At 74.6% G+C, this 23,822-nt stretch carries 19 protein-coding genes and 2 pseudogenes; 9 read left to right on the top strand and 12 right to left on the bottom strand.

Translation table 11 applies throughout. From position 1 onward, the window contains the following. Positions 1–13: 13 nt before the first annotated feature. The 3 genes from BU52_RS00425 to BU52_RS00415 all read right to left on the bottom strand — a co-directional run bounded on the left by BU52_RS00425 (position 14) and on the right by BU52_RS00415 (position 3,672). A complete protein-coding gene (locus BU52_RS00425; RefSeq protein ID WP_037926000.1) occupies positions 14–211 on the bottom strand; it encodes a hypothetical protein in 198 nt (65 codons plus the stop codon). Between the two features lie 128 nt (positions 212–339). Then, positions 340–867, bottom strand: a complete 528-nt coding sequence (locus tag BU52_RS00420) for a hypothetical protein (RefSeq protein WP_037925997.1) — start codon at positions 865–867, stop codon at positions 340–342. A gap of 147 nt (positions 868–1,014) precedes the next feature. Next, positions 1,015–3,672 carry a LuxR C-terminal-related transcriptional regulator gene (locus tag BU52_RS00415; protein ID WP_037925995.1) on the bottom strand — a complete coding sequence of 886 codons (2,658 nt, stop codon included), beginning with the start codon at positions 3,670–3,672 and terminating at the stop codon, positions 1,015–1,017. Between the two features lie 97 nt (positions 3,673–3,769). On the opposite strand from BU52_RS00415, the gene mmuM reads away from it, so the two are divergent. Beyond that, positions 3,770–4,684: a homocysteine S-methyltransferase gene (gene mmuM, locus BU52_RS00410; protein ID WP_037925993.1), complete on the top strand. Its 915-nt coding sequence runs from the start codon at positions 3,770–3,772 to the stop codon at positions 4,682–4,684. 95 nt (positions 4,685–4,779) lie between these two features. Here mmuM and BU52_RS32665 read toward each other — a convergent pair whose 3' ends face one another. Then, entirely contained in the window at positions 4,780–7,272 is a 2,493-nt protein-coding gene (locus BU52_RS32665; protein WP_051857773.1) for a SpoIIE family protein phosphatase, read from the bottom strand. Positions 7,273–7,614: 342 nt separating this feature from the next. On the opposite strand from BU52_RS32665, the gene BU52_RS00400 reads away from it, so the two are divergent. Then, on the top strand, positions 7,615–10,041 hold the full coding sequence (locus BU52_RS00400) for a SpoIIE family protein phosphatase (protein WP_037925991.1): 2,427 nt from the start codon (positions 7,615–7,617) through the stop codon (positions 10,039–10,041). A gap of 69 nt (positions 10,042–10,110) precedes the next feature. On the opposite strand, the pseudogene BU52_RS36075 reads toward BU52_RS00400, so the two are convergent. Together BU52_RS36075 and BU52_RS00395 are read right to left on the bottom strand one after the other, a co-directional pair. Continuing rightward, a pseudogene (locus BU52_RS36075) lies at positions 10,111–10,191 on the bottom strand (ATP-binding protein); the annotation flags it as partial. 116 nt (positions 10,192–10,307) lie between these two features. After that, positions 10,308–10,886, bottom strand: a complete 579-nt coding sequence (locus BU52_RS00395; protein ID WP_037927670.1) for a TetR/AcrR family transcriptional regulator — start codon at positions 10,884–10,886, stop codon at positions 10,308–10,310. 90 nt (positions 10,887–10,976) lie between these two features. Between BU52_RS00395 and BU52_RS00390 the strand changes: the two genes are divergently transcribed. The 3 genes and pseudogenes from BU52_RS00390 to BU52_RS36070 all read left to right on the top strand — a co-directional run. Next, positions 10,977–11,393, top strand: coding sequence for a nuclear transport factor 2 family protein (locus BU52_RS00390; RefSeq protein WP_037925989.1), 417 nt, complete (start codon positions 10,977–10,979; stop codon positions 11,391–11,393). A 2-nt stretch (positions 11,394–11,395) separates the two neighbouring features. Further along, positions 11,396–11,605 carry a heavy-metal-associated domain-containing protein gene (locus BU52_RS00385; RefSeq protein WP_235216227.1) on the top strand — a complete coding sequence of 70 codons (210 nt, stop codon included), beginning with the start codon at positions 11,396–11,398 and terminating at the stop codon, positions 11,603–11,605. 40 nt (positions 11,606–11,645) lie between these two features. After that, positions 11,646–11,910, top strand: a pseudogene (locus tag BU52_RS36070) (DNA alkylation repair protein); the annotation flags it as partial. Between the two features lie 3 nt (positions 11,911–11,913). On the opposite strand, the gene BU52_RS00380 reads toward BU52_RS36070, so the two are convergent. After that, entirely contained in the window at positions 11,914–13,458 is a 1,545-nt protein-coding gene (locus BU52_RS00380) for a carboxylesterase/lipase family protein (protein WP_037925983.1), read from the bottom strand. Positions 13,459–13,976: 518 nt separating this feature from the next. Here BU52_RS00380 and BU52_RS00375 point away from each other — a divergent pair. Then, complete coding sequence (locus BU52_RS00375) at positions 13,977–15,203, top strand: MFS transporter (protein ID WP_037925974.1); 1,227 nt, start codon at positions 13,977–13,979, stop codon at positions 15,201–15,203. Between the two features lie 20 nt (positions 15,204–15,223). Here BU52_RS00375 and BU52_RS00370 read toward each other — a convergent pair whose 3' ends face one another. Continuing rightward, on the bottom strand, positions 15,224–16,801 hold the full coding sequence (locus BU52_RS00370; protein ID WP_235216226.1) for an erythromycin esterase family protein: 1,578 nt from the start codon (positions 16,799–16,801) through the stop codon (positions 15,224–15,226). Positions 16,802–16,886: 85 nt separating this feature from the next. Next, positions 16,887–17,225, bottom strand: a complete 339-nt coding sequence (locus tag BU52_RS00365) for a YciI family protein (protein WP_037925972.1) — start codon at positions 17,223–17,225, stop codon at positions 16,887–16,889. Between the two features lie 552 nt (positions 17,226–17,777). Between BU52_RS00365 and BU52_RS00360 the strand changes: the two genes are divergently transcribed. Then, positions 17,778–18,179 (top strand): VOC family protein, encoded by a 402-nt coding sequence (locus BU52_RS00360; RefSeq protein ID WP_037925970.1) that lies wholly within the window; start codon positions 17,778–17,780, stop codon positions 18,177–18,179. On the opposite strand, the gene BU52_RS00355 is transcribed toward BU52_RS00360, so the two are convergent. Both BU52_RS00355 and BU52_RS00350 read right to left on the bottom strand, forming a co-directional pair. Beyond that, the gene (locus BU52_RS00355) at positions 18,162–18,848 is read right to left on the bottom strand and encodes a helix-turn-helix domain-containing protein (protein WP_037925968.1); all 687 of its coding nucleotides are present in this window, start codon (positions 18,846–18,848) and stop codon (positions 18,162–18,164) included. The two genes, BU52_RS00360 and BU52_RS00355, sit on opposite strands and share 18 nt — an antisense overlap. Positions 18,849–18,858: 10 nt before the next feature. Next, a complete protein-coding gene (locus BU52_RS00350) occupies positions 18,859–19,794 on the bottom strand; it encodes an AraC family transcriptional regulator (protein WP_037925966.1) in 936 nt (311 codons plus the stop codon). Between the two features lie 81 nt (positions 19,795–19,875). Here BU52_RS00350 and BU52_RS00345 point away from each other — a divergent pair, with 81 nt between their 5' ends. After that, positions 19,876–20,721, top strand: coding sequence for an NmrA family NAD(P)-binding protein (locus BU52_RS00345; RefSeq protein WP_037925961.1), 846 nt, complete (start codon positions 19,876–19,878; stop codon positions 20,719–20,721). A gap of 33 nt (positions 20,722–20,754) precedes the next feature. Here the strand turns inward: BU52_RS00345 and BU52_RS00340 are convergent, their stop codons facing one another. Beyond that, the gene (locus BU52_RS00340; RefSeq protein WP_037925958.1) at positions 20,755–21,897 is read right to left on the bottom strand and encodes a YihY/virulence factor BrkB family protein; all 1,143 of its coding nucleotides are present in this window, start codon (positions 21,895–21,897) and stop codon (positions 20,755–20,757) included. A gap of 89 nt (positions 21,898–21,986) precedes the next feature. Between BU52_RS00340 and BU52_RS00335 the strand changes: the two genes are divergently transcribed. Next, complete coding sequence (locus BU52_RS00335) at positions 21,987–23,621, top strand: acyl-CoA dehydrogenase family protein (RefSeq protein ID WP_037925956.1); 1,635 nt, start codon at positions 21,987–21,989, stop codon at positions 23,619–23,621. The last annotated feature ends 201 nt before the right edge of the window (positions 23,622–23,822 follow it).

Genomic DNA, 23,822 nt, shown 5'->3' with positions numbered 1-23,822 from the left:
ACCGGCCGGGGGCTCACTCCGGCACCTGGCGCATCTCCAGGATGCGCAGGCCGAGGGACTGGCAGCGGGCCAGCAGCCCGTACAGGTGCGCCTCGTCGACGACGTACCCGAACAGCAGGGTCTGTCCCGGGACCGTGACGTGGTCGAGTTCCGGGAACACCTCGATCAGCGCCTCCGAGAGATGCCCCTCCACACGGATTTCGTAGCGCATGAGCCGCTCCCCGGGTGGCCTGGAACAGGCGGACCGCGCCCGTACCCCGCAATCGTCGGCGCCCGGGCGGCGGCCCGGCTCACCCCGTACAGGTGAGAGGCTCCCCGGCCCTGCCACGACTGACTCCCTCAGCGCTTCAGCCAGAGCTTGCACGACAGGATCACCAGGCCCAGAACGAGGTTCACCAGAGCCGACAGGACCAGCAGACGCCGCGTCGCGCCCGCCTGCCGGGCCGCCGCGACGGACCAGCCCACCTGCCCCGTCACGGCGACGGCCAGCGCGAGCCACTGGCCGCCCTGCACACCCAGGCCCAGCAGAGGACCGACCGCCACGGCGGCCGCGGGCGGCACGGCGGCCTCGACGATCGTCCACTCCTCCCGGCACACCCGCAGGACGACGGCACGGTCGGGGCCGTGCTGTGCGAGCCGCGCCCCGAACAGCTGAGCGTGCACGTGCGCGATCCAGAACACCGCGCCGGTGAGCAACAGCAGCAGCACCAGCTCCAGACGCGGGAACGAGCCGAGCGTGCCGGCCCCGACGATCACCGAGGCCGCGAGCACGGACCCGTAGACGCCGCCCGCGCAGTCCGCGTGCGCCCCGTCCTCCGCGGTCCGTGCGACGCGGCCCGGGGACGTGTGCCCGGCGCCGGCCGTCACGGCGCCCTCCGGCCGGCCCCGCCCCGCCCGCCGGACCGGACGGGTCCGCACGCCGGGCCCCGACGGACGGACGTGCCGAGGACCATCGGGAACGGCGCGGTCCCCGGGACGATCAGTGGCCGCCCTCGAGTCACGGTGGTCCTCCCGTCACAACAGGTCCAGCTCGCGGGCGCGGCGTACCGCCTCGTTGCGGCGGTTGACCGACAGCTTCCGGTAGACGCTCTTGAGGTGGGTCTTCACCGTGTTGACCGACACGTACAGATCGGCGGCGATCTCCTCCGTGGACATCGTCAGCGCCAGGCGCCGCAGCACGTCGCGCTCGCGTCCGCTCAGCTCCTCGACGACCGGGGGCGGCGGCTCGCGCCGGGACGGACCGAAGCAGGGTGCGGGCCGGCCGGCCGCCGGCCGGTGCGGGGCCTCCGACCGCAGATAGGGCCGGATCCACGGCCCGGCCTCGGCGAAGGGCCGTCGCAGCCGCTCCCGTCGGGCCTCCGCGAGCGCCCGTCCCACCAGTCTGCGCGCCGCCGCGCCGTCTCCCGCCTCGTCGGCGGCCCGCGCCCGCACCAGCGCGGCCCGCACGGTCACCGCGGGACCGGCCCGCCCCTCCGGGCGCACCCGGTCCAGCAGGCGTACGGCCGCCGCGGCCCGCCCGGCGGCGAGCTGGACCCGCGCGGCCTCCACGGCGCACGCCACCTGGTCGTCGGGCACCCGCGCGAGCAGCCCGGCGGCCGTCCGCGCCCGGCCACCGGCGAGGTGAGCGGCGGCCGCGACGAGCGCGGTCTCCCCCTGTACCCACGGCGAGGCGACGTCGGCCCGCACCTCCTCCTCCACGGCTCTCAGCGCGGCACCGGGATCGCCGCGCGCCAGGTGCAGGCGCGCGGTCGTCAGCGCCCGGCAGGCCGCCAGGACGGGATCCCGCAGCGCGGGGTGCGACTCGGCGGACGCGTCGAGCAGGGCCCGCGCCCGCCCCGGCTCGTCCCGGTCCACGGCGACGGCGGCCAGCACGACCCGGTCCACACCGGCGCCGGCGGACGGGGACAGACCGAACCGCTCCGTCTCCGCCAGGGCCTCCCGCGCCCTGCGTTCCGCCCTGCCCGGCCAGCCGTCGAGCTGGTCGATCAGGGCGAGGCGGGCCAGCGCGTCCTCGCGCACGAGTGCGGTGACCGCTCCCGGGGCGCACTCCGCCACCGTGGACAGGGCGGCCCGCGCCTCCTCGAAGCGCCCGGCCCACAGCCGGGTGGAGCCCAGATGGTCCAGCAGCAGCGCGGGGATCTCCGGGTGCCGCTCCAGCTGCTCGGGGACCGCGTCCCACAACCCCTCGGCCGTCCGCGCGGCGTCCTCCGCCCGGTCCGGCGCACCGGCCAGCCGGGCGGCCAGGGCCTCCAGCAGGGCGCAGCTCAGCCGGGCCGCCGCCCGGTCCGCGGTGCCGTCGTGCTCCGCGAGGTCGTGCCGTGCCCGGCGCAGGTGGGCCAGAGCGCCGTCGACGTCGCACCGGGCCAGCCGGCCGGCCGCCCGCACCAGTTCCTGGGCGGGTCCCGTGCCGTCCCGCCCCATCGCCGCGAACAGCCCCGCCGTCGTGTCGGAGCGCGGCCCCGTGAAGAACTGGCCGATGGCGAGGTCGTCGATCAGGGCACCTGCGGTGAACTCCCAGTCGCCGGCGGCGGCCCCGTGTGTGAGGGCCTCCGCGAGGGCCCCGGACCGCCGCAGCCACGCGGCGGCGGTCCGATGGAGTCCGGGTTCGGCTCCGGGCCGGCGCATCCGCAGATGGGCGCGGAGTATCTCCGCGAACAACGGGTGCAGGCGGTACAGGCCGTGCCCCAGGTGCTCGACGAAGGCGTTCTCCCGGCTGAGCCGGGCCAGGGCGGCCTCGGCGTCGTCGCGTCCCGTGACCGCGTTCGCCAGCCCGGGCCCGAACCGGTCGAGCACGCTCACCCGCAGCAGCAGCTCCTGGGTTCCGGCCTCCTGCCGCTTGAGCACCTCCGCCAGCAGGAAGTCGGCAATCGTGCTCCGGTCGGCCTCGAACTCCTTCAGGTAGAGCTCGGGGTCCGGGCTCTGTCCCGCCGCCAGCGCACACAGCCGCAGCCCGGCGGCCCACCCCCGGGTGCGCTCCACGAGCGCGCGCACCGCGGCCGGGGGCAGGCGCAGCCCGTGCAGGTCCAGCAGCCGGGCCGCTTCGTGGGGGGTGAAGGCCAGTTCGGCGCCCCTGATCTCCGTCAGTTCGCCCGCGGCCCGGTAGCGGTGCAGGGGCAGCAGCGGCTCGGTGCGGGTGACGAGGACCAGGCGCAGCCCCGGACCGGCGTGGCGCAGGACGAACTCCAGCTGCTCGGCGATCTCCGGGGCGGTGACGCGGTCGAACTCGTCGAGCACCACGACCACCGGCCGCTCCCGGCCGCTGAGCTCCGCGGCGAGCCGCACGAGCAGGGCCGGTCCCACCCGGCTGGCCTCCGCCGGGGCACCGATGCCGGCGGACAGGGGCACACCGGCCGTCCGCAGGGCCCGCAGCAGGTACGCCCAGAACACCCCGGGCCCGTCCCCGGCCGCGTCGGCGGTGAGCCAGGCCACCGGCAGCCGGCCGCGACGTGCGGCCCAGTCCGCGACCAGCAACGTCTTCCCCGCGCCGGCCGCCCCGTTGACCATGGTCAGCGGGGTGGTCAGGGCCTGGTCGAGATGCCTGGTCAGCCGCTCCCGCCGCAGATACGTCGCCGGGCGCGCGGGTACGGCGAACCGGGTGCGCAGAAACGGGTCGCCGCGCGGGTCGGCGCGGCCTCCCGCCACCGGCGATTCGTCCTCTTCCGGCCCGGTCATGCACTCACCGCCCCTGTTCGGCTGTGCCCCCTCCCAGCATCCCAGCAGCGGGGCGGGAGGGCGCGCTGTGGCGGGTGGCTCCGCTAGCGTCGCCGGCATGAGCACCGTTCCCCCACTCGCCGAGGCGCTCGCGGACGGCACGGTCGTCCTCGACGGCGGCCTGTCCAACCAGCTCGCGTCGGCCGGCCACGACCTGAGCGACGAGCTGTGGTCGGCCCGGCTGCTCGCCGAGGACCCGGAGGCGGTGACCGGCGCGCATCTGGCGTACTTCGGGGCGGGCGCGGACGTGGCGATCACGGCCAGTTACCAGGCGACGTACGAGGGCTTCGCCCGGCGCGGGACCGGCCGTCAGGAGGCGTCCGCGCTGCTCGCGCTGAGCGTCGGGTGTGCCCGGGAGGCGGCCCGGCGGGCCCTGGCGTCCCGCCCGTTGTGGGTGGCGGCCTCGGTCGGACCGTACGGGGCGATGCTCGCGGACGGCTCCGAGTACCGCGGCCGGTACGGGCTGTCGGTCGCGGAGCTGGAACGCTTCCACCGCCCCCGCATGGAGGTCCTGGCCGCCGCCGCGCCGGACGTACTGGCCCTGGAGACGATCCCCGACACGGACGAGGCCGAGGCCCTGCTGCGGGCCCTGCGCGGCCTCGGCACACCGGCCTGGCTGTCCTACTCGGCGGCAGGCGGCCGCACCCGCGCGGGGCAGCCCCTGGAGGACGCCTTCGCGCTCGCCGCGCGGGCGGACGAGGTGATCGCGGTCGGCGTGAACTGCTGCACCCCGCGGGAGGCCGACCACGCCGTCCCGCTCGCCGCCCGTGTCACGGGCAAACCGGTCGTGGTCTACCCCAACAGCGGGGAGACGTGGGACGCGGGCGCGCGGGCCTGGACCGGCCGGCCGACGTTCACCGCCGGACGGGTGACGGGCTGGCGCGCTTCGGGGGCCCGGCTGATCGGCGGGTGCTGCCGGGTGGGGCCGGAGACCATCTCGTCGGTCGCGGAGGTGCTGCGGGTGCGGCCGTAGCGACCTCGCACAGGCGGCACCCCGCTCCCCGTTCCCCGCTCCCCGCTCCCCGTTCCCCGCACCCCGCCCCCCGCTCCCCAGGGCCTGCCACCCCGTCAGTGGTCGGGGTCCGGCCCGTGCGGACCGGGCACGCCGAGCAGGAGCAGGGTCACGTCGTCGTCGTGGTCGGCCGGGGCGGTGATGAGGGCACTGATCAGCCGGTCCGCCGCCCGGTCGAGGACCTTCGGGTCCGCGCGGGCACCCTTCAGCGCGGCACCGGCGGTGCGGGCGAGGACGTCGATCCGCGCCTCGATGTCGGTGCCGGGCTGTTCGACCAGCCCGTCGGTGTAGAGGGCGAGGACGCTGCCCGGCGGCAGCGGCAGGGTCACCTCCTCGAACGGCACCCCGCCGCCGCCCGGGTCGTTGACCCCCAGGGGCACGCCGACCGGTGCCCGCAGCCGGCCGGGGGGCCCGCCGGGAGGCAGGACGACGACGGGCGGGTGGCCCGCCGAGCAGACGGTGACCTCGCACGCGTCCTGGTCGAGGACCAGATAGAGGCAGGTGACGAGCTGGCCGGCCAGGTCGCCGACGAACGCGTCCAGTGAGGTCATCAGCCCGCTGGGGGTAGCGCCCGTACGGGCCAGCGCGTGGGAGGCGGCGCGCAGCTGCCCCATGACGGCCGCCGCCTCCAGCCCCCGGCCCATCACGTCGCCGATGACGACGCCGGTGCGGCGGCCGCCGAGGGGGATGACGTCGAACCAGTCGCCGCCGACCCCGGGGTCCTGGACGGAGGCCAGGTACCGGTGCGCGCTGGGCAGATACGCGAGGGTGGGCGGCTCCCCCATCAGGCTGTGCTGCAGGGTGTAGGCGATGTGCCGGTGCTGCTCGTAGCGTTCGGCGCGCTCGGCCTCCGCCCGCCTGCGCTCGGTGATGTCCCGCACGAACAGCACGGCGAGGGTCTCCCGCTCGGCCTGGAGGCTGCTGACACTGACCTCGACGGGGAAGGTGGAGCCGTCGTCGCGCAGCCCGTACAGGTTCCGGTCCACGACCGCGGGCCGCGGGTCGCGCCGTCGCAGGTAGGCGTCGAGGAGGGCGCCCTGCCGCCGGCGTTGCGCGCCGGGCGCCAGATCGGCGACCCGGGTGCCGACGAGGTCACCCGGCGTTCGGCCGAACACGCGCTCCACCTGCGCGTTGGCCATGACGACGGTGCCGTCGCCGTCGGTGATGAGGGTGGCGTCGGGTGCCGACTCCAGCAGCGCGCGGAACCGCCGCTGTGCCCGCTCCACCTCGCGCTGGGCGGCGACGCGTTCGGTGATGTCGGTGACCACGCCGCACAGGGCGTAAGGAACGCCGGACGCGTCGTTGAGCGGGAACAGGGTGGTCAGGAACTCCCGCGGACCGCCGGGCAGGTCGAGCAGTTCCTCCCGCTGCACGGGCCTGCCCCCGGCCAGCATCGCGAGGTCGGCTTCCCGCGCGTGACGGCCGAGGCCCTCCGGCATGACGTCCAGGTCGCGGCGGCCCAGTACCTGGTCGCGGCCCAGCCCCAGGCTCTCCTCGAACGTCGTGTTGACCGCCAGGTAGCGGCCCTCCAGGTCCTTGATGAACACCAACGCGGGGGTGTGGTCCATGAAGGCCTGCAGCAGTTCGTTCTGGCGCACCTGCCATTCGAGACGGGCATGGGACACCTCGACGCGACGGCCCATGGCCAGGGCGGCGAAGATCACCACGGTGAAGGCGGCCACGTGGCCCCACACCAGCAGGGCGGTCCCCAGCCGCGGCCCGAACACCCCCGCGCTCTCACCCGCCAGCACGCCCCAGCCCAGCAGGGGCGGCACGACCACGGCGGTGACGAGCATGCGGCGTCCCAGCGCGCCCGTCGCACCCGCGTTCGTGAGCAGTCCCGTCAGTCCCTCGCCCGGCCGGGCGAGGCAGGCGGCCACACCCAGAAGGACCAGGGCCGGCGCGGTGTGCAGGGCCATGCCCGTGTAGGCGCCGAACCGCTCCAGCTCGGGCACCGCGTAGGCGGCCCCGTACAGCCGCAGCATGCCGATGGCTCCGACCAGGAGCCCCATGACCTGGCCGGTCCACGCGGGGATCCGGCGCGTACTCGCGCACAGGGACGCCGCACCGGCGAGCGAGATGGCCACGGCCGTGTTCGGCCCCATCCGCCCCGGCATCCCCGTCTGGACATCGGCGGTGTCGTCCTCGAAGAGCAGCTCGTCGATGCCGAGGCTCACCCCGGTGAGGTACTGCACGAGCGTGAGCACCCCGATCAGCAGCGCCAGGGCTGCCGTCGCACGGGCCGCCGCGGTCGTCCACCGGCGAGCCGGGCCGCGTGCGACGAGGAACAGCGAGACGCCGAGCGCCACGAGGGCGACAGCGGCGTCGGGCTTCATGGACACCGAGGTACGGGGCAGCACGCTCTTCAGCACGTCGACGTCGAGGATCCACCCGGTCAGGCCCGTCAGGCCGAGGAGAGCGGCCAGCAGCGCGGCGGCCCCGGCCGCCGCGCGCGCGGCGGCCAGAGCGGACGGGTGGAACGGCAGGCCGTCGGACCGCGCCGCGCCATGTGCTCCGGGCAGCCCGGGGACCTGCTGCTCTGTCGCCACCGCGTTCTCATCCCTGACGGAGGGGCGTTCCCACCACGTCAATCGGTTCACATCATGCTAAAGAACCCGGAAGCCGCAGGCATGTGCCCGACGCGGGAGGAGGCCCCGACGGCCCGGGCGCCTTGTGACCGGGGGCAGGTGCGGCGTGACCGGTCGTGGGGCGTCGCCCCGCTCCCATGACGCGCGGTCGTGGGCGAAGAACGGTAGAAGTGGAGTGAGGGGTGGGACGCCGGGCGTCGGGACGACGGCGGGCTGGGATCGCCGCGGCGGGGCGGTCCACGACACCACCGGTGCCCCGGCCCCGGGCGCGGCGGCCCCGACGGCAGAACGGGCGATGATCAGATGCACGACGCCAATCCGCTCGACGGCGGCACCGGCGACCCCCCGGACCGGGCGGCCGCGGCCACGGCCGTCATCGACGGCCGGGGCGTCGTGGTGGGATGGAGCCCGGGCGCCGAGCGTATGCTCGGCCACCCGTCCCAGGCGGTCATCGGGCTCCCCGTGGACCGTCTGCTCGGCGCGGACGCAGGCAGGGGCGCGGCGGTCCGCGCGGTCCTCGACGACGGGCGGACCGCGACGACACTGCTCCGGCACCGGGACGGCCGGCGGATGGAGGTACGGCTGCGGGCGTATCCGTGGGTGGACGGCGAGGGCCGTACGCAGCACCTCGTCGTGGCCACCCCGCTCGAGGGGCCGGACGCGGACCCGACCACGGAAGAGGCGGCGTTCGCACAGTGCCGTCTTCCGGTCATCGTGTTCGACTCCGCGCTGCGAGCAGTGCGGGCGAGCGCCGGCGCCCGGCACGAGCTCGGCCTGAGCGAGCGGCGGATCACGGGCCGGCGGGTCACCGACGTCCTGCCTCCCCACGTCTGCCGGCACGTGGAGGACAGCATGCGCCGGGTGCTCGGCACCGGTGAGACCGAGCAGTTCCGCGTGCGGGGCAGAGCCCGGCCGGCAGCGCGGGAGGGGGTCTGGGCCATCACCGTGTCCCCGCTCAGGGGCCCCGACGGACGGGTACGGCAACTGGAGGTGTCCGCCCTCGACGTCACCGAGCAGCACCTGGCCCGGGAGCGGCTCACCCTGCTGAACGACGTGAGCACACGGATCGGCACCACCCTGGACGTGATGCGGACGGCGCAGGAGATGGCCGACCTGGTGGTGGGCCGGCTGGCGGACTTCGTCACGGTCGACCTGCTGGACTCCCTGTTCCGCGGGATCGAGCCGCGCCCCTCCCCCACCGGCGCCGTCACACTGCGCCGGGTGGCGCAGCAGTCCGTGCTGCCCGGGGTGCCCGAGGCCCTGGCCCGGCCCGGCGACGTGGACGACTACCCCCCGTCCACGCCCCCCGCCCGCTGCCTGGCCACCGGCGAGGCCTCGCTGCACCGCACCATCGACCCGGCCATCAGGGCCTGGCAGCGGGTCGACGCGGCCCGCTCGGGAGTGCTGCGGGCCTTCGGGGTCCATTCGGTCATGGTCATCCCGCTGCGGGCCCGCGCCATCACCCTCGGCGTGGCGCTCCTCGTCCGGCACCGGCGCGAGGAGCCCTTCACGGAGGACGATCTGGTGCTGGCCGAGGAGATCGGCGCGCGGGCCGCCGTGGCCGTGGACAACGCCCGCCGCTACACCCTCGAACGCGAGACCGCGCTGGCCCTCCAGCGGAGCCTGCTGCCTCGGCGGATCGCCGCCCAGGAGGCGGTCGAGGTGGCCCACCGCTACCTTCCGGCCCGCACGCGGGCGGGGCTGGGCGGTGACTGGTACGACGTCATCCCGCTGTCCGGCGCCCGGGTCGCGCTGGTCGTGGGGGACGTGGTGGGCCATGGCCTGCGGGCCTCGGCCACCATGGGACGCCTGCGGACCGTGGTCCGCACCCTGGCCGAGGTCGACCTGCCCCCCGACGAGCTCCTGACGCAGCTCGACGACCTGGCGACCCAGGTGGTGGCCGAGGAGGAGGCCGTGGTGCCGCGCGGGTCCCAGCTCGACGTGCCCACCGGTGTCATCGCCAGCTGCCTGTACGTGATCTACGACCCGGTGACGCGCCGCTGCACGGCCGCCTCCGCCGGCCATCCGCCGCCCGCGGTCGTCGCACCGGACGGCACGGTGGACTTCGTCGGCATCCGTCCCGGCCCGCCGCTGGGCCTGGGCGGCCTGCCCTTCGAGACCCGTGAATGGGAAGTGCCGCCGGGCGGTGTCCTCGCGCTGTTCACGGACGGGCTCCTGCAGGGCGCGGGGCACGATCTGGGCAGCGGGCTCGCGCGGCTGCGCCGGCGCCTGGAGCAGCCCGCCGCATCGCTGGAGGCCATGTGCGACGACCTGTTCCGCGCACTGCTGCCGACACAGCCCCAGGACGACGTCGCCCTGCTCGTCGCCCGCACCCGGACCTTCGACGCGGGCCACGTCGCCACGTGGGACCTGCCGTCCGACCCCGCCGCGGTGGCCGACGCCCGTGCGGGAGTGGGAGCCCGGCTGGCCGCGTGGGGCCTGGAGGACGTGGCGTTCACCGCCGAACTCGTGGTGAGCGAACTCGTCACCAACGCCATCCGCTACGGGCAACCGCCGGTCCAGCTACGGCTGATCCGCGGGCAGGCCCTGATCTGCGAGGTGTACGACAGCAGCGGAACCTCCCCGCACCTGCGGCGGGCCCGCACCCTCGACGAGGGCGGCCGGGGCCTGCTGCTGGTCGCCCAGTTCGCCCGGCGCTGGGGCACGCGCCACCGTGCCGAGGGGAAGACCATCTGGGCGGAGATCGAACTGCCGGGCGGCGCCGCGTGACGACACGGCGGCCGTACCCGGACCGGCCGGACGGCCGCTTCTGTCGCGGGGCCCTGCGGAAGCCGTGACGAACTCGCACCACACGACCTTGCCCGGGTCCCGCTCTCCCACGCCCCAGGTGTCCGCCAGCCCGGCCACGAGCAGCAAGTTCAACGTCTCGGCGGGATCAGGCGTGGACCACTTCGAGTAGGCGCGGCCTTCACCGGTAGGGAGTCACACCGGCTCCGGCGCGTTCACCAACGCGGAGGTGAGGGATCTGCCTCTTCTCAGGTGGCACCGAGGATGCGCAGAAGGCTGAGGCGGAGGGCATCCTGTGCGGCCTTGGCGGGTACGCGGCCGGCGTCCGCCTCCTCGCTCGCCACATGGCCGAGGCTGATCGTCGCCGCGACCAGCCAGTCGACGGGGAGCCGGTCGTCGAACTCCCCGGACTGCCGGCCACGTTGGATCACCCGTCTGATCCGGTCGGCAACGGGCGCATGCCGGTCGTGGTCGGCCTCCGGCGGGACCGTGTGGGCGCTGATCAGTTGCACGAGTACGGGATAGCGCCCGGTGACCTGTGCGCCGGCGTCGAGCATGCGCATGAGGGCATCCACTGCGGGTCCGGCGTCGAGGTCGGCGGCATCCATGGCGACTACCACCTCGTGGGTGATCCGCTCGACCACGGCCAGAAGCAACCGCTCCCGTGAAGGGAAGTGGGCGTAGACGGTCGGGCGGGTCACGCCCGCAGCGCAGGCGATCGTCTCCATGCCTGCGTCGGGTTCGACGTTGAGGACCTGGGTCGCGGCATCCAGGATGGCGGCTCTGCTGCGACGGGCGTCAGCACGACGGTTTCGGGTGGGAGACATCATCTCTTACATGTTGCCAAACTTGTCAGGGCCTAGATATTTTACAGGATGTAAAAGATCGTAGGTGGACACCAGACTGGCGGGAGTGACATGCGCACACTCGGCTCCGACCCCGAGCGGTTCCTCATCGACTTCTACACCTCGTTCACCGAGGACTTGCTGCAGACGGACGAGGACGCGGCACTGATCGTGGACCGCTATCACACCCCGGACATCGTTGAAATCGCCGACGGACACCGACTGGACCGCGACAGACTCATCGCGCACACCCGCCCGGTCCGCAAGAACCGGCCCACCCTCCGCATGGAGGTGCACGACGCCGTCGCCGAGGGCGACCGGCTCGCTGCCCGCTACACCCTTCACTCCTCCCAACGCGGCAAAGACCTGGCCATCGAGGTCTACTTCTTCGGCCGGTTCGCCCCCGACGGGCGTATGCGTCAGGCGCACATGACCACCCGCTCTGTTCCCGTACAGGGCAGCGGCGAGCGGGGACAGGCGACGCCGTGACCGTGAGCACGTACTCCGTCACAGGCATGGCCTGCGGACACTGCGCGGAGTCGGTCACCGAGGAGCTCAAACGCATCGCCGGCGTCACTGCCGCAGTGGTGGACGTCGACAGCGGCACAGTGGCGGTGACCAGCGACGGGGTTCTGCAGGCCGCGGACGTACGCGCCGCGATCGAGGAAGCAGGCTACGAACTCAGGACCGAGCAGATGTAGACCGTCGCAGGAGGGCCTCCACGCCGCCGGCCTTCTTTGCCACGGTGTGAACCTCGGCACGCTGCGCGCGCTCGCGAAGCGGCTGAAGACGAGGCAAGCCTCGCGCGCCGGCCCGGGAGGCCGGTGACAGCGCGGCGAGGCTGCTGGCGCTGCTGGTGGGCCGCCCGGAGGCGTTCGAGCGGGACGAGTGCGACGGCATACTGCGCGAGGCGTGCCCGCCCACGGTGCACGACCGGCTCGTGAACCACGCGGTGAAGAAGGACCCGCACACCGAGGAGCGGCGCCTCGCCCGGACCGCCGGCCCGGCGTCAGGTGCGGCGGAGTGCGCCGTTGCGGCGCAGGCGGCGTATGACGGAGCGGAGTTCGGGGGGCGGCGCGGGCTCCTCGGGGGCGGGCGCGTTCCACAGGGCGAGTTCACGGTCGCGGGGGCCGTGGCGGGTGTGCGGGTCGCCGTCGCCGAAGATCCGCACCGGGTGGCGGGTGTCCCACCTCTCCCATCCCGGCGAGCCGTCGGTGACGAACCGTACCCACGCGCCGTGCATCGCGTCGGCCAGCTCCTGGGGCGCACCCTCGCCGGCGAGTTTGCGGGCGTCGGGCTCGTGACCGCTGTCGAAGACGAAGCCCAGTTCCAGGGCGTGGCAGGCGCCCATGCCGGGGCGGTTCGAGGGCCACGCGAACTCGTAGACGTACGACGGCTCCCGGCGTTCGTCGGCGAGCCGGTGCAGGGGGGCGCGGAGCAGGTGGTCGGTGACCATCTGGCCGACGAGTTCCGCGGTGCCGGCGTCCGGGCGCAGGGCGCGGTAGCCGCGCGGTACCTCGCCGCCGCAGCGGCAGCGGGCCATCGCACCGGCGACGGCGACCGCGCCGAGTCGGTCGAGGCGTTCCACGAGGCCGCCGGGGACGAGCCACAGGCGGTACTCGTCGCGGGTCCAGCCGGTCAGGAGGCCGACGCCGGGGGCGGCGCCGTCGGTGAGGGCCTCCAGGGGGTCGCGCGGCACCAGGTCGCCGTCGACGACGATGCCGAAGGCGGGGCCGCCGAGCACCGGGCTGCCGCGGCGGCCGATGTCGGCCTGGACGCGCAGCAGGTGTCCGCGGTCGACGCCGGTGAAGGCCTCGGCGGTGGCGGGCACCTTCAGACGGTTCGCCATGCGCCGGACCATGCGCCGCACCTTGTCGCGGTCGGTGGTCTCGGGCGGGCCGCTCTGCAGGACGGCGCGGCGGACCAGTCCCCGGGCCCGCGGGGCGGCGACGAGTGCCGCCGCGCTGATCGCCCCGGCGGACTGGCCACCGAGGGTGACGCGGTCCGGGTCGCCGCCGAAGGCCGCGATCGAGTCGTGGACCCACTGGAGCGCGGCGAGCTGGTCGCGCAGTCCGGGGTTGGCGGGGGCGTCGGGGAACAGGCCGTAGCCCTCGACGCCAAGGCGGTAGTTGAGCGAGACGAACACCACGCCGTCACGGGCGAACGTGTGGCCGTCGTAGACGGGGACCGCCGACGATCCCCTGGTCAGGGCACCGCCGTGGAGCCATACGAGGACCGGGAGGCGGGCGCCGGGGGCGGGGTCGGGGGTCCAGACGTTGAGGTTGAGGCAGTCGTCGCCGGGGACGTCCGGGTCGGAGAGGTACGGAGCGAAGGCCGCCGAGTACGGGGGCTTGGGGGCCGTCGGCCCGAAGGCGGCGGCTTCGCGTACGCCGTCCCAGCGCTCCGGTGGGACCGGCGGGCGGAAACGGCGGGGACCGAACGGGGGTGCCGCGTAGGGGATGCCGCGGAAGACGGCCACGTCACGCTCCCAGCGGCCGCGTACGGCTCCGTACGGGGTGCCGACCACGGGGTTGTCCCGGTCCGCTGCCGTCATGAGCCCACCAGCCCTTCACCGCGCCACCACGTCACGCACCGGGGGGCTAACCCGCCGGTAACTCAAGAGCACCACAGGGCCGCTGGGTATTCCTGACGGCCGGGGGGAGTAGGGGAGTCCTTCCCGCCCCGATGTGGCGGATCTCCGGCAGGAAGCACTTTCTGTCCGGTGGCGAGGCGGGTGCCCGACGGCTCCGTGCGGGAAGCGCCGAGGTGCCGGCCGGGCCGACACCGGCGGTGGTGCCCCGGGAGCGTGCGCGTCCGGCGGACGGCACGCCGCCCGGTACGCCGTGACACAGCTCACGGCGATGTGCGGCCCGATCTTGGAATGCGCGGCCCGCCGTTCTTGCTGCCCTTCTTGTGGGCGCGCTCCGCCCATGGGCCTGCCCTGCCCCCGGGGTGCGCCGGGCAACGGTGCTCAGCGCGACCGGCCACGAGAGCCGGGGACGACCTCGGTCCTTCCCCCTCCCTCGCATCCGGCCCGCTGTCCTCGAAAGTTCCGAAAGGTTGCCTCGCACCATGCCCCTGGCTCTGCTGGCCCTGGCCGTCGTCGCGTTCGGCCTCGGCACGACCGAGTTCGCCACGATGGGGCTGCTGCCCCAGATCGCCGACGGGGTCGGCGTCTCCGTGCCGGACGCCGGCAACCTCGTCTCGGCCTACGCGCTCGGTGTCGTCGTCGGCGCCCCCGTACTGACGGGCATCGGTGCGCGCGTGCCCCACAAGCGGCTGCTGCTGCTCCTGACCGGGCTGTTCGTGGTCGGCAACATCGCGTCCGCGCTGGCCCCCACGTACGGCACGCTCTTCGCCGCGCGCCTCCTGACGGGGCTGCCGCACGGGGCGCTGTTCGGCGTGGGTGCCGTCGTGGCCTCCCGGCTGGTCGCCCCCGGCCGGGCCGCGCGGGCGGTTTCGCGCATGTTCCTCGGACTCACCGTCGCGAACATCGTCGGCGTCCCGGCCGGCACGGCCCTCGGCCAGCAGCTGGGCTGGCGGTCCGCCTTCCTCGCGATCGCCGTCATCGGTCTCGCCGCGCTCGCCGCGCTGGCCCTCTTCGTCCCCCACCAGCCCCGCGGCGGGCAGTCCGGCATCCGCCACGAGGTGCGGGCGATGGGCAACCTGCAGGTGGTGATCGGCCTGGCCGTCGCCGTGGTGGGATTCGGCGGCTTCTTCGCCGTCTACAGCTACCTGGTCCCCGTCCTGACCAACGTGACGGGTCTCTCCGACTCCTCGATCACCCTGGTGCTCGCGCTCTACGGCGTCGGCATGACGCTCGGCACGCTGATCGCGGGCCCGCTCACGGACCGCGCCCTGCGCCCGACGCTGTACGCGGGGCTCGCCCTGCTCGCCGGGGCGCTGGTGACGTTCTCCTTCACCGTCCACAGCACCTGGCCCGCGCTGGTGACGATCACCTTCATCGGCGCGCTGGGCTCCTTCATCACCACGCCCGTCCAGATGCTGCTCATGGCCAAGGCGAAGGACGCCCCGACGATGGCGGCGGCCTCCAACCACTCCGCCTTCAACCTGGCCAACGCGGGCGGCGCCTGGCTCGGCGGGCTGGCCCTCTCGGCGGGCTGGGGCTGGACCTCCCCCGCCCTGGTCGGCGCCGCCCTCGCCGTGGCCGGCCTCGGCCTCGCCGTCACGGGCGGCCTGCTGAACCGGGACGGCCGCCGCTCCGAGGTGATCACGTCGTCCGGCACCGGTGCCGCGGCGGAAAGCGACCAGGTGACGGTGGCCCGGCACCCGGACTGACCTGCTCACCCGCCCCGGGCTCAGGGGAGGGGAGCCGGGGACGGTGCCCGGAGTCCGACGCCGAGGAGCCGGGGGTCCCCGGACGTCCTCCCCAGGGGGGCCGGGTGGTCGAAGGGGCCGGTGGGCTCGGCGGTGCGCGGGGGACGGGCGGCCGCCCGAAGGACGGGGAGCGGGCCGGCGGGTGTCACCGTGCGGCCGGGCCGGCGCGAGGCGGCGCTCCGGGCCAGTCTTCCGCTCGGGTGGATCTCGTGCAGGTGCACCACGACGTCCGCGGATCTCAGCAGGCCGACCCGGTCACCGGGCGGAGGGAAGTCCGTGCCGATCTCCCGTTTGGGCCGGGAGGTGTCCAGCCAGGCGCGGACGGCGGCGGGTGCGGTGCGCAGGTCGAGATACCAGTCCGGGTGGCTGACGCGGTCCAGGGTGTGCTCGACCGAGCCGGGGGCGGCGGGCTCGACCTCGAACCGCCTGACGTCCTCGTCGACCGGGTTCTGCAGGCCCTGCTCGGTGGCGTGCACGACGCCCCGGCCGAAGGAGAGTCCCACCGCCAGGTAGCCGTCACCCAGCCGCCGCCGGAGCACCTCGCCCTGGGTGAGAGGGAGGTTGGGGGTGGAGGAGGCGGTGTACAGGTGGCTGTTGTGCCCGCCGAGCACCAAACGGTGGCCGGTGCGGCGGTGCCACCAGACGGTGTTGTCCGCCATGACGGTGTCCCGGTAGGCCATGGCCTCCCGCACGGCGCCGGGGTCCGTGAAGTCGAAGGCGTACAGGCGCGCCACCTGGTCGATGACGGTCGCGTGCTGGACCGCCCAGGCGTGCTCGTCGTCCGTTCCGGTGTGTGGGCGGGCGCTCAGCAGCGCGAGGACGCGGCCGGTGCGCTCGGCCCGTGCACGGCGCTCGTCCAAGGGTGCGGACGTGGCGGCGCGGATCCACTCGCCGACGGACGGGGTGGGAGCCGGCCCCCGGTACAGCTCGGTGACGGCGGGCAGCAGATCGGGGTGGGAGCGGCGGACGTGATCGACGACCCGGTCGTACAGCTCAGGTCCGGCATAGGCGTTGTCGTTACCGGCGAACCTCAGCGGGTCGCCGGGGTGCTCGACGTTGTACGCGCGCATCCAGCGGATCATGTCCAGGTACTCCCGGCTGTGCAGCAGGAGGTAGGCGTTCTGAAACTCCTCGGACATGATCCGGGCGGGATCGCCGCGACCGGTGAGCAGATAGCGGTCGAGGCGCAGTCCGGCACTCCAGTTGGCCTCCAGGACGAAGGAGCGGAAGCCCTTCTCCTCGACCAGGTACCGCAGGGCCCGGTGCCGGAAGGTGACGAAGTCGCGCGAGCCGTGGGCGGCCTCGCCGATGCCGACCAGCGCGGCGTCACCGATCGCCTGCCCGAGGGCCCGCAGGTCCGTGAGGGACCCGGTGGGTTCGGTGGTGCGCAGGGGACGCGCGGCCTTCTCGAGGGCCGGCAGCGGATCGTCGGCTGTCGTGGACGGCCCTTCGGGGGTGCCGGGTCCCCCACCGGCCGGGGACGACGCCGCCGTTGCGGTGAGAACGGCGAGCCAGACGAGCAGTGCGGCGGCGAACCGTCTTGACGTGGTGGGTGCCATGACGCCCAGCGTCGCCGCCCCGACGGCGGACCGCGCTCCGTGTGTCACCCGGCCGGAGCAGCGCAGCGCCGCAGCACGTCGTCGGTCAGTCGGACGGGTCGGGCATGATCTCCCGGACCTCCTGCGCACAGCGGCACGCCGCAGCGATCCTGGCGGCCCACTTCAACGCCTCCGCACGTGAGGGCACCTCGATGACCGAGAACCCGCCGATCACCGCCTTGGTCTCCGGGTACGGGCCGTCGGTGACGGTCCCGTCGGTGGACACGACGCTCGCCTGCTGGCTCTGAAGTCCACCACCGAAGACCCAGACACCGGCGGCCCGGGCCTCACGCACCACCTCGAGCGAGGCCTCGGCCACCTCGGGCAGTTCCTCCTCGGGGAAGGTCATCGCGCCGTCGTCGAACGAGATCAAGTACCGCGTCATGCGTGGCTCCTGTGGTCGTTGGCCCGGTTTCCGGCGCCTCTCACCCTAGGAGCCGGTACCGACACTCCCCCCGGCTTCCGAAACGGGCCGGGTGTTCCGTGCGCCCGTCCAGGTGATCCCGCCGCGCAGGTGGGCGCGGAAGGCGGGGTCGGCGTAGGACGCGGCGGTGTGGCCGAGGGCCGTGCAGGGCGGCGACACCGGCCGGGATGGAGTCGTGCCGGTAGTCCGTGGTGCGGGTGTGGACGAGGAGCGCGGGGCCGGCCATGCGTCCGGAGCCTACGCGAGCGCGCCGGCCCCCGGCCCGCGTCGGGCGCCGGGGCCCGACGCCGCGTCCGGGCGGTCGCCTACGACGGCGGCGGTCGCGGCGGGCGAGGTCACGGTGCGTGCGTCGCGCCGGGCACGGGCCGGTGCCGACGAACCGGTGGGCGGCGAGACACAGGACCGAGATTCCAGCAGGGGGTACAGGCGTCTCCCGGAGCACGGGGGTCCGGTCAGCGGCGATGTCCGATTTCTTCAAGACCGGGCCGGCGGGGCGGCCGTAGCGTGGCGCTCATGAGTGCACGATTCGATGCCATCGGGATGGTCGTCTCGGACATGGCCGCCTCCGTCGCCTTCTACCGGCGGCTCGGGTTCGCCTTCCCCGAGGGGTCCGAGGTCCACGAACACGCGGAGGCCGAACTGCCGGGCGGGCTGCGGCTGATGCTCGACACGGAGGAGGTGGTCCGGTCCTTCCATGCGGGATGGGAGCCGCCCTCGGGCGGGGGCAGGACCTCGCTGGCGCTGCGGTGCGGCAGTCCCGCGGAGGTCGACGCCCTGTTCGCGGAGCTGGCCGGGGCCGGGGCCCGTGTCGGGGTGAAGCCGTGGGACGCGGTGTGGGGGCAGCGGTACGCCGTCGTCCTCGACCCGGACGGGAACGGGGTGGACCTGTACGCTCCGCTACCCGCGGGCGAGTAGTTCGCCCAGCGCGGCTCCCGCCAAGTCCCTCACGTCACGCGCCATATGGGGCTGGTCGGCGTAGCCGGCGCGGGCCGCGGTCTCCGCGAGGGGGACGCCCGCCCGCGCCAGGGCGAGCGCGCGGCGCATCCGGAGGATGCGGGCGAGGGTCTTGGGGCCGTAGCCGAACGCCGCGAGGGACCGGCGGTGCACCTGACGGGCCGACACGCCCAGTTCGTCGGCGGCCACGGCGACCGGACGGCCGGCGTCGAGGGCGGTGACGAGACGGCCGAGCACCGGGTCGGGCGGGGCGGTCTCGGCCGCCCGGCCGAGGGCCACGTCCTCCAGGCCGCGCGCCGGGTCGTCCGCGGCGTTGACGCGGGCGGTGACGCGGCGCACGACCGCCGCCGGCCACAGCTCGGCCAGCTCCACGCGGCGGTCGCGCAGTTCGTGGGCGGGGACGCCCAGCAGGGCGGGCGCGGTGCCCGGGTGGAAGCGGATGCCGGTCCAGGTGCCTGGCGGCCCCCCGGTGAGGTGTGCGCGGGTGTCCGGGCCTGCGACCAGGAGGCGCCCGTCGTGCCAGAGCAGGTCCATGCAGCCGTCGGGCAGCACCCTGCCCTGACCGTTCCCGGACGGGGTGTGGGTCCACACGACCGCGCCCGTCAGCCGCGACGCCCGCTCCCTGTACACGTCCTCCAGGCTACGCCGCGCGGGTCCGCCACTCCTGGGGGCTGACGCCGTAGGTCCGTTTGAAGGCGGTGGACAGGGCGAAGGCGCTGCCGTAGCCGACCTGGCGGGCGATCGCGCCGATGGTGTCGTCGGTGTCGCGGAGGCGGTCCGCGGCGAGGGCGAGGCGCCAGCCGGTGAGGTACGTCATCGGGGGTTCGCCGACGTGTTCCGTGAAGCGGCGGGCCAGGGCGGCCCGGGAGACGCCGGCCTTCGACGCGAGGGCGGCGACCGTCCAGGGGTGGGCCGGGTCGTCCTGCAGCAGGCGGACGACGGGGCCGACGACGGGGTCGGACAGGGCCAGGTACCAGGCGGGCGGTTCCGCCTCCGGCCGGTCGAACCAGGCCCGGAGCGCGGCGATGAGCAGCAGGTCGAGCAGCCGGTCCAGGACGACCTCCTGACCGGGTGCGTCGCGCACGATCTCCTCCATGAGGAGGGGCGTGAGCGGGCAGTCCCACACCTCGGCGGTCAGGGAGAGCAGCGGCGGCAGCGCGTCCAGCAGGCGGCCGCCGATCTCACCGCGCATCCGGTAGGTGCCGATCAGCATCACCGCCGCGCCGTCCGGGCGGTCGCCCCAGGTACGGACACCGAGGTCCATGACGCCGTTCAGGGGCCGTCCGTCGGGGTAGTGGCACTCGCCACCGGGCAGGATCAGCGCCTGCGGGACCGTGTCCGGGTCGTCGGCGCAGGTGTACGGGTCGGGGCCGCGTGTGACGGCGAGGTCGCCGGGGCGCAGCAGGAGCCGCTCTCCCGCGTCGGACAGCAGCCACGCCTCGCCGCGCGCGAGGAGCATCAGCGTCAGCGGGGCGCGGTCCTCCACGCGGACCGCCCACGGCGGGTCGAAGCACGCCCGGATCATGAACGCCCCGCGGGCGCGCGGACCCTCGAGCAGGCCGGTGAGAGCGTCCATGGGGTCAGCCTAGACGCGGGCTTATGCGCCTGAGCCCTTCGGCGATGGTTCCGTGCGGTGCGCGGCGGTTGACTCGAGGGCATGACGGAGAACACGAAGAGTGCGAAGGACACGACCCTGGTCGTCACGGGCGCCTCCGGCCGTACGGGGAGCCGGGTGGCACGGGCCGCCGGGGCGGCGGGGCTGACCGTGCGGGCGGCGTCGCGGGCGACCGGGTTCGACTGGGCGGACCGGTCGACCTGGGCGGACACCCTGCGGGGCGCCGACGCGGCGTACCTCGTCCACCCGGCCGACGTGGGCGCTCCCGGTACCGCCGAGGCGGTCGGCGAGCTCGCCCGGGTGGCGCTGGGGCTGGGGGTGCGGCGGCTGGTGCTGCTGTCCGCGCGGGGCGAGGACCAGGCGCTGCCCACCGAGGAGGCGCTGCGCGCGTCGGGCGCGGACTGGACGGTCGTACGGGCCGCCTGGTTCGCGCAGAACTTCAGCGAGGGACCGCTGCTCGAGGAGGTGCGGCGCGGGGAGCTGGTGTTTCCCGCGGGCGAGGTCGCGGAGCCGTTCGTGGATGTGCGCGACATCGCGGAGGTGGTGGTGGCCGCGCTGACGGACGGGGAGCGGTACGCGGGGCGGACGATCACCGTGACGGGGCCCCGGCTGCTCACCTGGCGGGAGGCGGTGGCGGAGATCGCGGTGGCCACGGGGCGGCCGCTGACGTACCGGCCGGTGCCGGCGCGTGACTACGGCGAGGCGCTGACCGGCCTCGGGGTGCCGCCGGAGGAGGCCGCGTTCCTCACCGAGGTGTTCGGGACGCTGCTGGACGGGCGCAACGCGCGGGTGGAGGACGCCGGGGTGTGGCAGGTGCTGGGGCGCGGGCCGCGGGACTTCGCGGAGTTCGTGGCCCAGGAGGCGGCGGCCGGGACGTGGACGGTGTGAGCGGGGGGCCGTGCCTGGTGGGGAGGACGCGGCTCACTTCTCCTCGTGCTCCGGTCCCTCCCCGTGTCTCGGGTGGGTGGTCTTCACATGGGCGCGCAGGCGCGCCGTGACGTCCTCCGGGGGGAGGAAGCGGGACCAGCGTTCGGGGAACTCGGAGGGCATGTCGGGGTCGGCCTCGCCGGTCGACGCCGCGGTCCGGGCGACGTACTCGGCGACCTGGGCCTGGCGCATCCGCTCGTTGGTCTCGCGGGCCGCGGCGGTCGCGGCGGCCGGCCAGACCCGGTCGATGGCCGCGTTGACGGCGGCGCCGACGAGCACGGCGAAGGCGGACACACCGATCCACAGCAGCACGGCGACGGGAGCCGCGAGGGAGCCGTAGATGGTCGGCCCCTCGACGGTGTTGGTCAGGTAGATCCGCAGCAGGAAGCTGCCGAGCACCCACATGCCGAGGGCGACCAGCGCGCCGGGCACGTCCTCGATCCACGGGGAGCGCACGGGTACGGAGACGTGGTACAGCGTGGTCAGGAAGGCGATGGAGAGCAGGATCACGACCGGCCAGTAGAGGATCTGCACGACCGTCGTCGACCAGGGCACGATCCGCACGACCGCGTCCGGCCCCGCCACCATCAGCGGCAGCGCGACCGAGCCGATCAGCAGGGCCACGAGGAACAGCAGGAACGCCAGCAGCCGGGTCTTGACGATGCCCCGGACGCCGTCCAGGCCGTACATGACGGTGATGGTGTCGATGAAGACGTTCACCGCGCGGGAGCCCGACCACACGGCGATCAGGAAGCCGAGGGAGATGACGTCGGGCCGGCCGCCCTTGGTCACGTCCCGCAGGATCGGTTCCGCGATCTGCGTGACACCCCGGTCGGAGAGCACGGTGCGGGAGGCGTCGAGGAGGTTGCGCTGCAAGCTCTGGATGGTCTCGGCGCCGGTCCAGGCGTCGACGTAACCGAGCAGTCCGATCATGCTGAGGAGCAGCGGCGGGACCGACAGCAGCGTGAAGAACGCCGCCTCGGCCGCCAGCCCCAGGATGCGGTACTCCATGCAGGAATTGACGGTGTCCTTGAGCAGCAGCCAGGCGGTCCTGCGTTTGGAGACGTTCCGGTAGAGGGCCCGGGCCCGGTGGAGGCGGCCGGAGGGCTCGTCGGGGGATTCACTTGCTGGCTGCACGAACCAAAGGTATCCGTCGTGCCTGGTCGCACTCACCCAGAGGCGGAATCACCGGTTGAGGAGGCCGGAGGGCGGGGTACGTTCGGGGCATGGCAGGCACCACGCACACCGTGACCAACCAGGCTCCCCCGCTGGTGCAGTACGACGTCTTCGGCGCCGACCGGGCTCTGGTGGAGGCGGTCGAGCGGCATCTGGCGCCGGAGGTGCTGGACGAGGGGCTCTCCGAGCTGTCGGGGCTCGGGCGGACGGTGGGGTCCGCGCAGGTGCAGGAGTGGGGGGTGCTGGCCAACGAGCATCCGCCGCGGCTGCGCACGCACGACCGCTACGGGCACCGGATCGACGAGGTCGAGTTCCACCCGTCCTGGCACCGGCTGCTCGGCAAGGGCGTCTCGGCGGGGCTGACGGCGGCGTGGGGCCGGCCGGGCGGGCATGTGCGGCGGGCGGCGGCGTTCCACTTGTGGACGCAGGTCGAGGCCGGCAACGGGTGCCCGCTGTCGATGACCCACGCCGCGGTGCCGGCGCTGCGCGCCGAGCCGGAGCTGGCGGCGGTGTGGGAGCCCCGGCTGACGTCGACGGTCTACGACCCCGCCCTGCGGTCTCCCGGCCGGAAGCCCGGTGCGTTGTTCGGAATGGGCATGACGGAGAAGCAGGGCGGCAGCGACGTCCGGGCGAACAGGACGGCCGCGCGGCCGCTGTCGGAGGACGGCGCCTACGAGCTGACCGGGCACAAGTGGTTCTGCTCGGCTCCGATGTCGGACGCCTTCCTGGTGCTGGCGCAGGCGCCCGGGGGTCTCACCTGCTTCCTGGTGCCGCGCGTGCTGGAGGACGGCACGCGCAACGTGTTCCTCATCCAGCGGCTGAAGGACAAGCTGGGCAACCGGTCCAACGCGTCCGCCGAGGTCGAGTTCGCCGGGACCTGGGCGCGCCGGGTCGGGGAGGAGGGGCGCGGGGTGCGCACCATCATCGGGATGGTGGCGGCGACCCGGCTCGACTGTGTGCTCGGTTCGGCGGGGCTGATGCGGCAGGCGGTGGCGCAGGCGGTGCACCACTGCACGTACCGGGAGGCGTTCGGCGGCAGGCTCGCCGACAAGCCGCTGATGCGCAACGTGCTGGCCGATCTGGCGCTGGAGTCGGAGGCGGCCACCGCGCTGGCGCTGCGGCTGGCGGCCGCGTACGACGACGGCGGTGAGCAGGAGCGGGCGCTGCTGCGGATCGCGGTGCCGGCGGCGAAGTACTGGGTGACCAAGAGGTGCGCGCCCGTCGCGGTGGAGGCGGCGGAGTGCCTGGGCGGGAACGGGTACGTCGAGGAGTCGGGGATGCCGCGGCTGGTGCGGGAGTCCCCGCTGAACTCGATCTGGGAGGGGGCGGGCAACGTCCAGGCGCTGGACGTGCTGCGGGCGCTGGGCCGGGAGCCGGGGGCTCTGGACGCGTACCTGCGCGAGGTCGGGCAGGCCCGCGGGGCGGATCACCGGCTGGACGGGGCGATCAAGAACCTGCTGACGGAGCTGGCGGATCTGGAGGGTGCCGAGGGGCGGGCGCGGCGGCTGGTGGAGCGGCTGGCGCTGGTGCTCCAGGGGTCGCTGCTGGTGCGGTACGCGCCGCCGCAGGTGGCGGACGCGTTCTGCGCGGCACGGCTGGGCGGGGACGCGGGTTCGGCGTTCGGGACGCTGCCGTCCACGCCTGCTCTGGCATCGGTGGTGGAGCGGGCCCGGCCGGTGTCCTGAGCGATTCACCCCGGGGCGCGGGGAACTGCGCGACCGGCCACCCACGACCGGACAGCCGCCGGCGCGCGTCACGTCGCATCCCGTGCCGCGCACACCGTCCTGCTGCCACGGGCATGACGCGGGGGTGGTGCTGCGCCGACACGGCACCACCCCCGCACCACAGGCCCGTTGAGAGCCGTGGACGCCGCTCGGGACGGCGTC

Origin of the sequence: Streptomyces toyocaensis (assembly GCF_000725125.1) — a bacterium.
Lineage (GTDB): Bacteria > Actinomycetota > Actinomycetes > Streptomycetales > Streptomycetaceae > Streptomyces > Streptomyces toyocaensis.
Note: the sequence above shows the minus strand (reverse complement) of the source record. Positions and strands in the feature narration are given on the sequence as shown.

Excerpts from the sequence above, each read along its gene's own strand:
- BU52_RS00425 (WP_037926000.1), bottom strand. The coding sequence starts at position 211 with ATGCGCTACGAAATCCGTGTGGAGGGGCATCTCTCGGAGGCGCTGATC.
- BU52_RS00415 (WP_037925995.1), bottom strand. The coding sequence starts at position 3,672 with ATGACCGGGCCGGAAGAGGACGAATCGCCGGTGGCGGGAGGCCGCGCC.
- mmuM (WP_037925993.1), top strand. The coding sequence starts at position 3,770 with ATGAGCACCGTTCCCCCACTCGCCGAGGCGCTCGCGGACGGCACGGTC.
- BU52_RS00400 (WP_037925991.1), top strand. The coding sequence starts at position 7,615 with ATGCACGACGCCAATCCGCTCGACGGCGGCACCGGCGACCCCCCGGAC.
- BU52_RS00395 (WP_037927670.1), bottom strand. The coding sequence starts at position 10,886 with ATGTCTCCCACCCGAAACCGTCGTGCTGACGCCCGTCGCAGCAGAGCC.
- BU52_RS00390 (WP_037925989.1), top strand. The coding sequence starts at position 10,977 with ATGCGCACACTCGGCTCCGACCCCGAGCGGTTCCTCATCGACTTCTAC.
- BU52_RS00380 (WP_037925983.1), bottom strand. The coding sequence starts at position 13,458 with ATGACGGCAGCGGACCGGGACAACCCCGTGGTCGGCACCCCGTACGGA.
- BU52_RS00375 (WP_037925974.1), top strand. The coding sequence starts at position 13,977 with ATGCCCCTGGCTCTGCTGGCCCTGGCCGTCGTCGCGTTCGGCCTCGGC.
- BU52_RS00370 (WP_235216226.1), bottom strand. The coding sequence starts at position 16,801 with ATGGCACCCACCACGTCAAGACGGTTCGCCGCCGCACTGCTCGTCTGG.
- BU52_RS00365 (WP_037925972.1), bottom strand. The coding sequence starts at position 17,225 with ATGACGCGGTACTTGATCTCGTTCGACGACGGCGCGATGACCTTCCCC.
- BU52_RS00360 (WP_037925970.1), top strand. The coding sequence starts at position 17,778 with ATGAGTGCACGATTCGATGCCATCGGGATGGTCGTCTCGGACATGGCC.
- BU52_RS00350 (WP_037925966.1), bottom strand. The coding sequence starts at position 19,794 with ATGGACGCTCTCACCGGCCTGCTCGAGGGTCCGCGCGCCCGCGGGGCG.
- BU52_RS00345 (WP_037925961.1), top strand. The coding sequence starts at position 19,876 with ATGACGGAGAACACGAAGAGTGCGAAGGACACGACCCTGGTCGTCACG.
- BU52_RS00335 (WP_037925956.1), top strand. The coding sequence starts at position 21,987 with ATGGCAGGCACCACGCACACCGTGACCAACCAGGCTCCCCCGCTGGTG.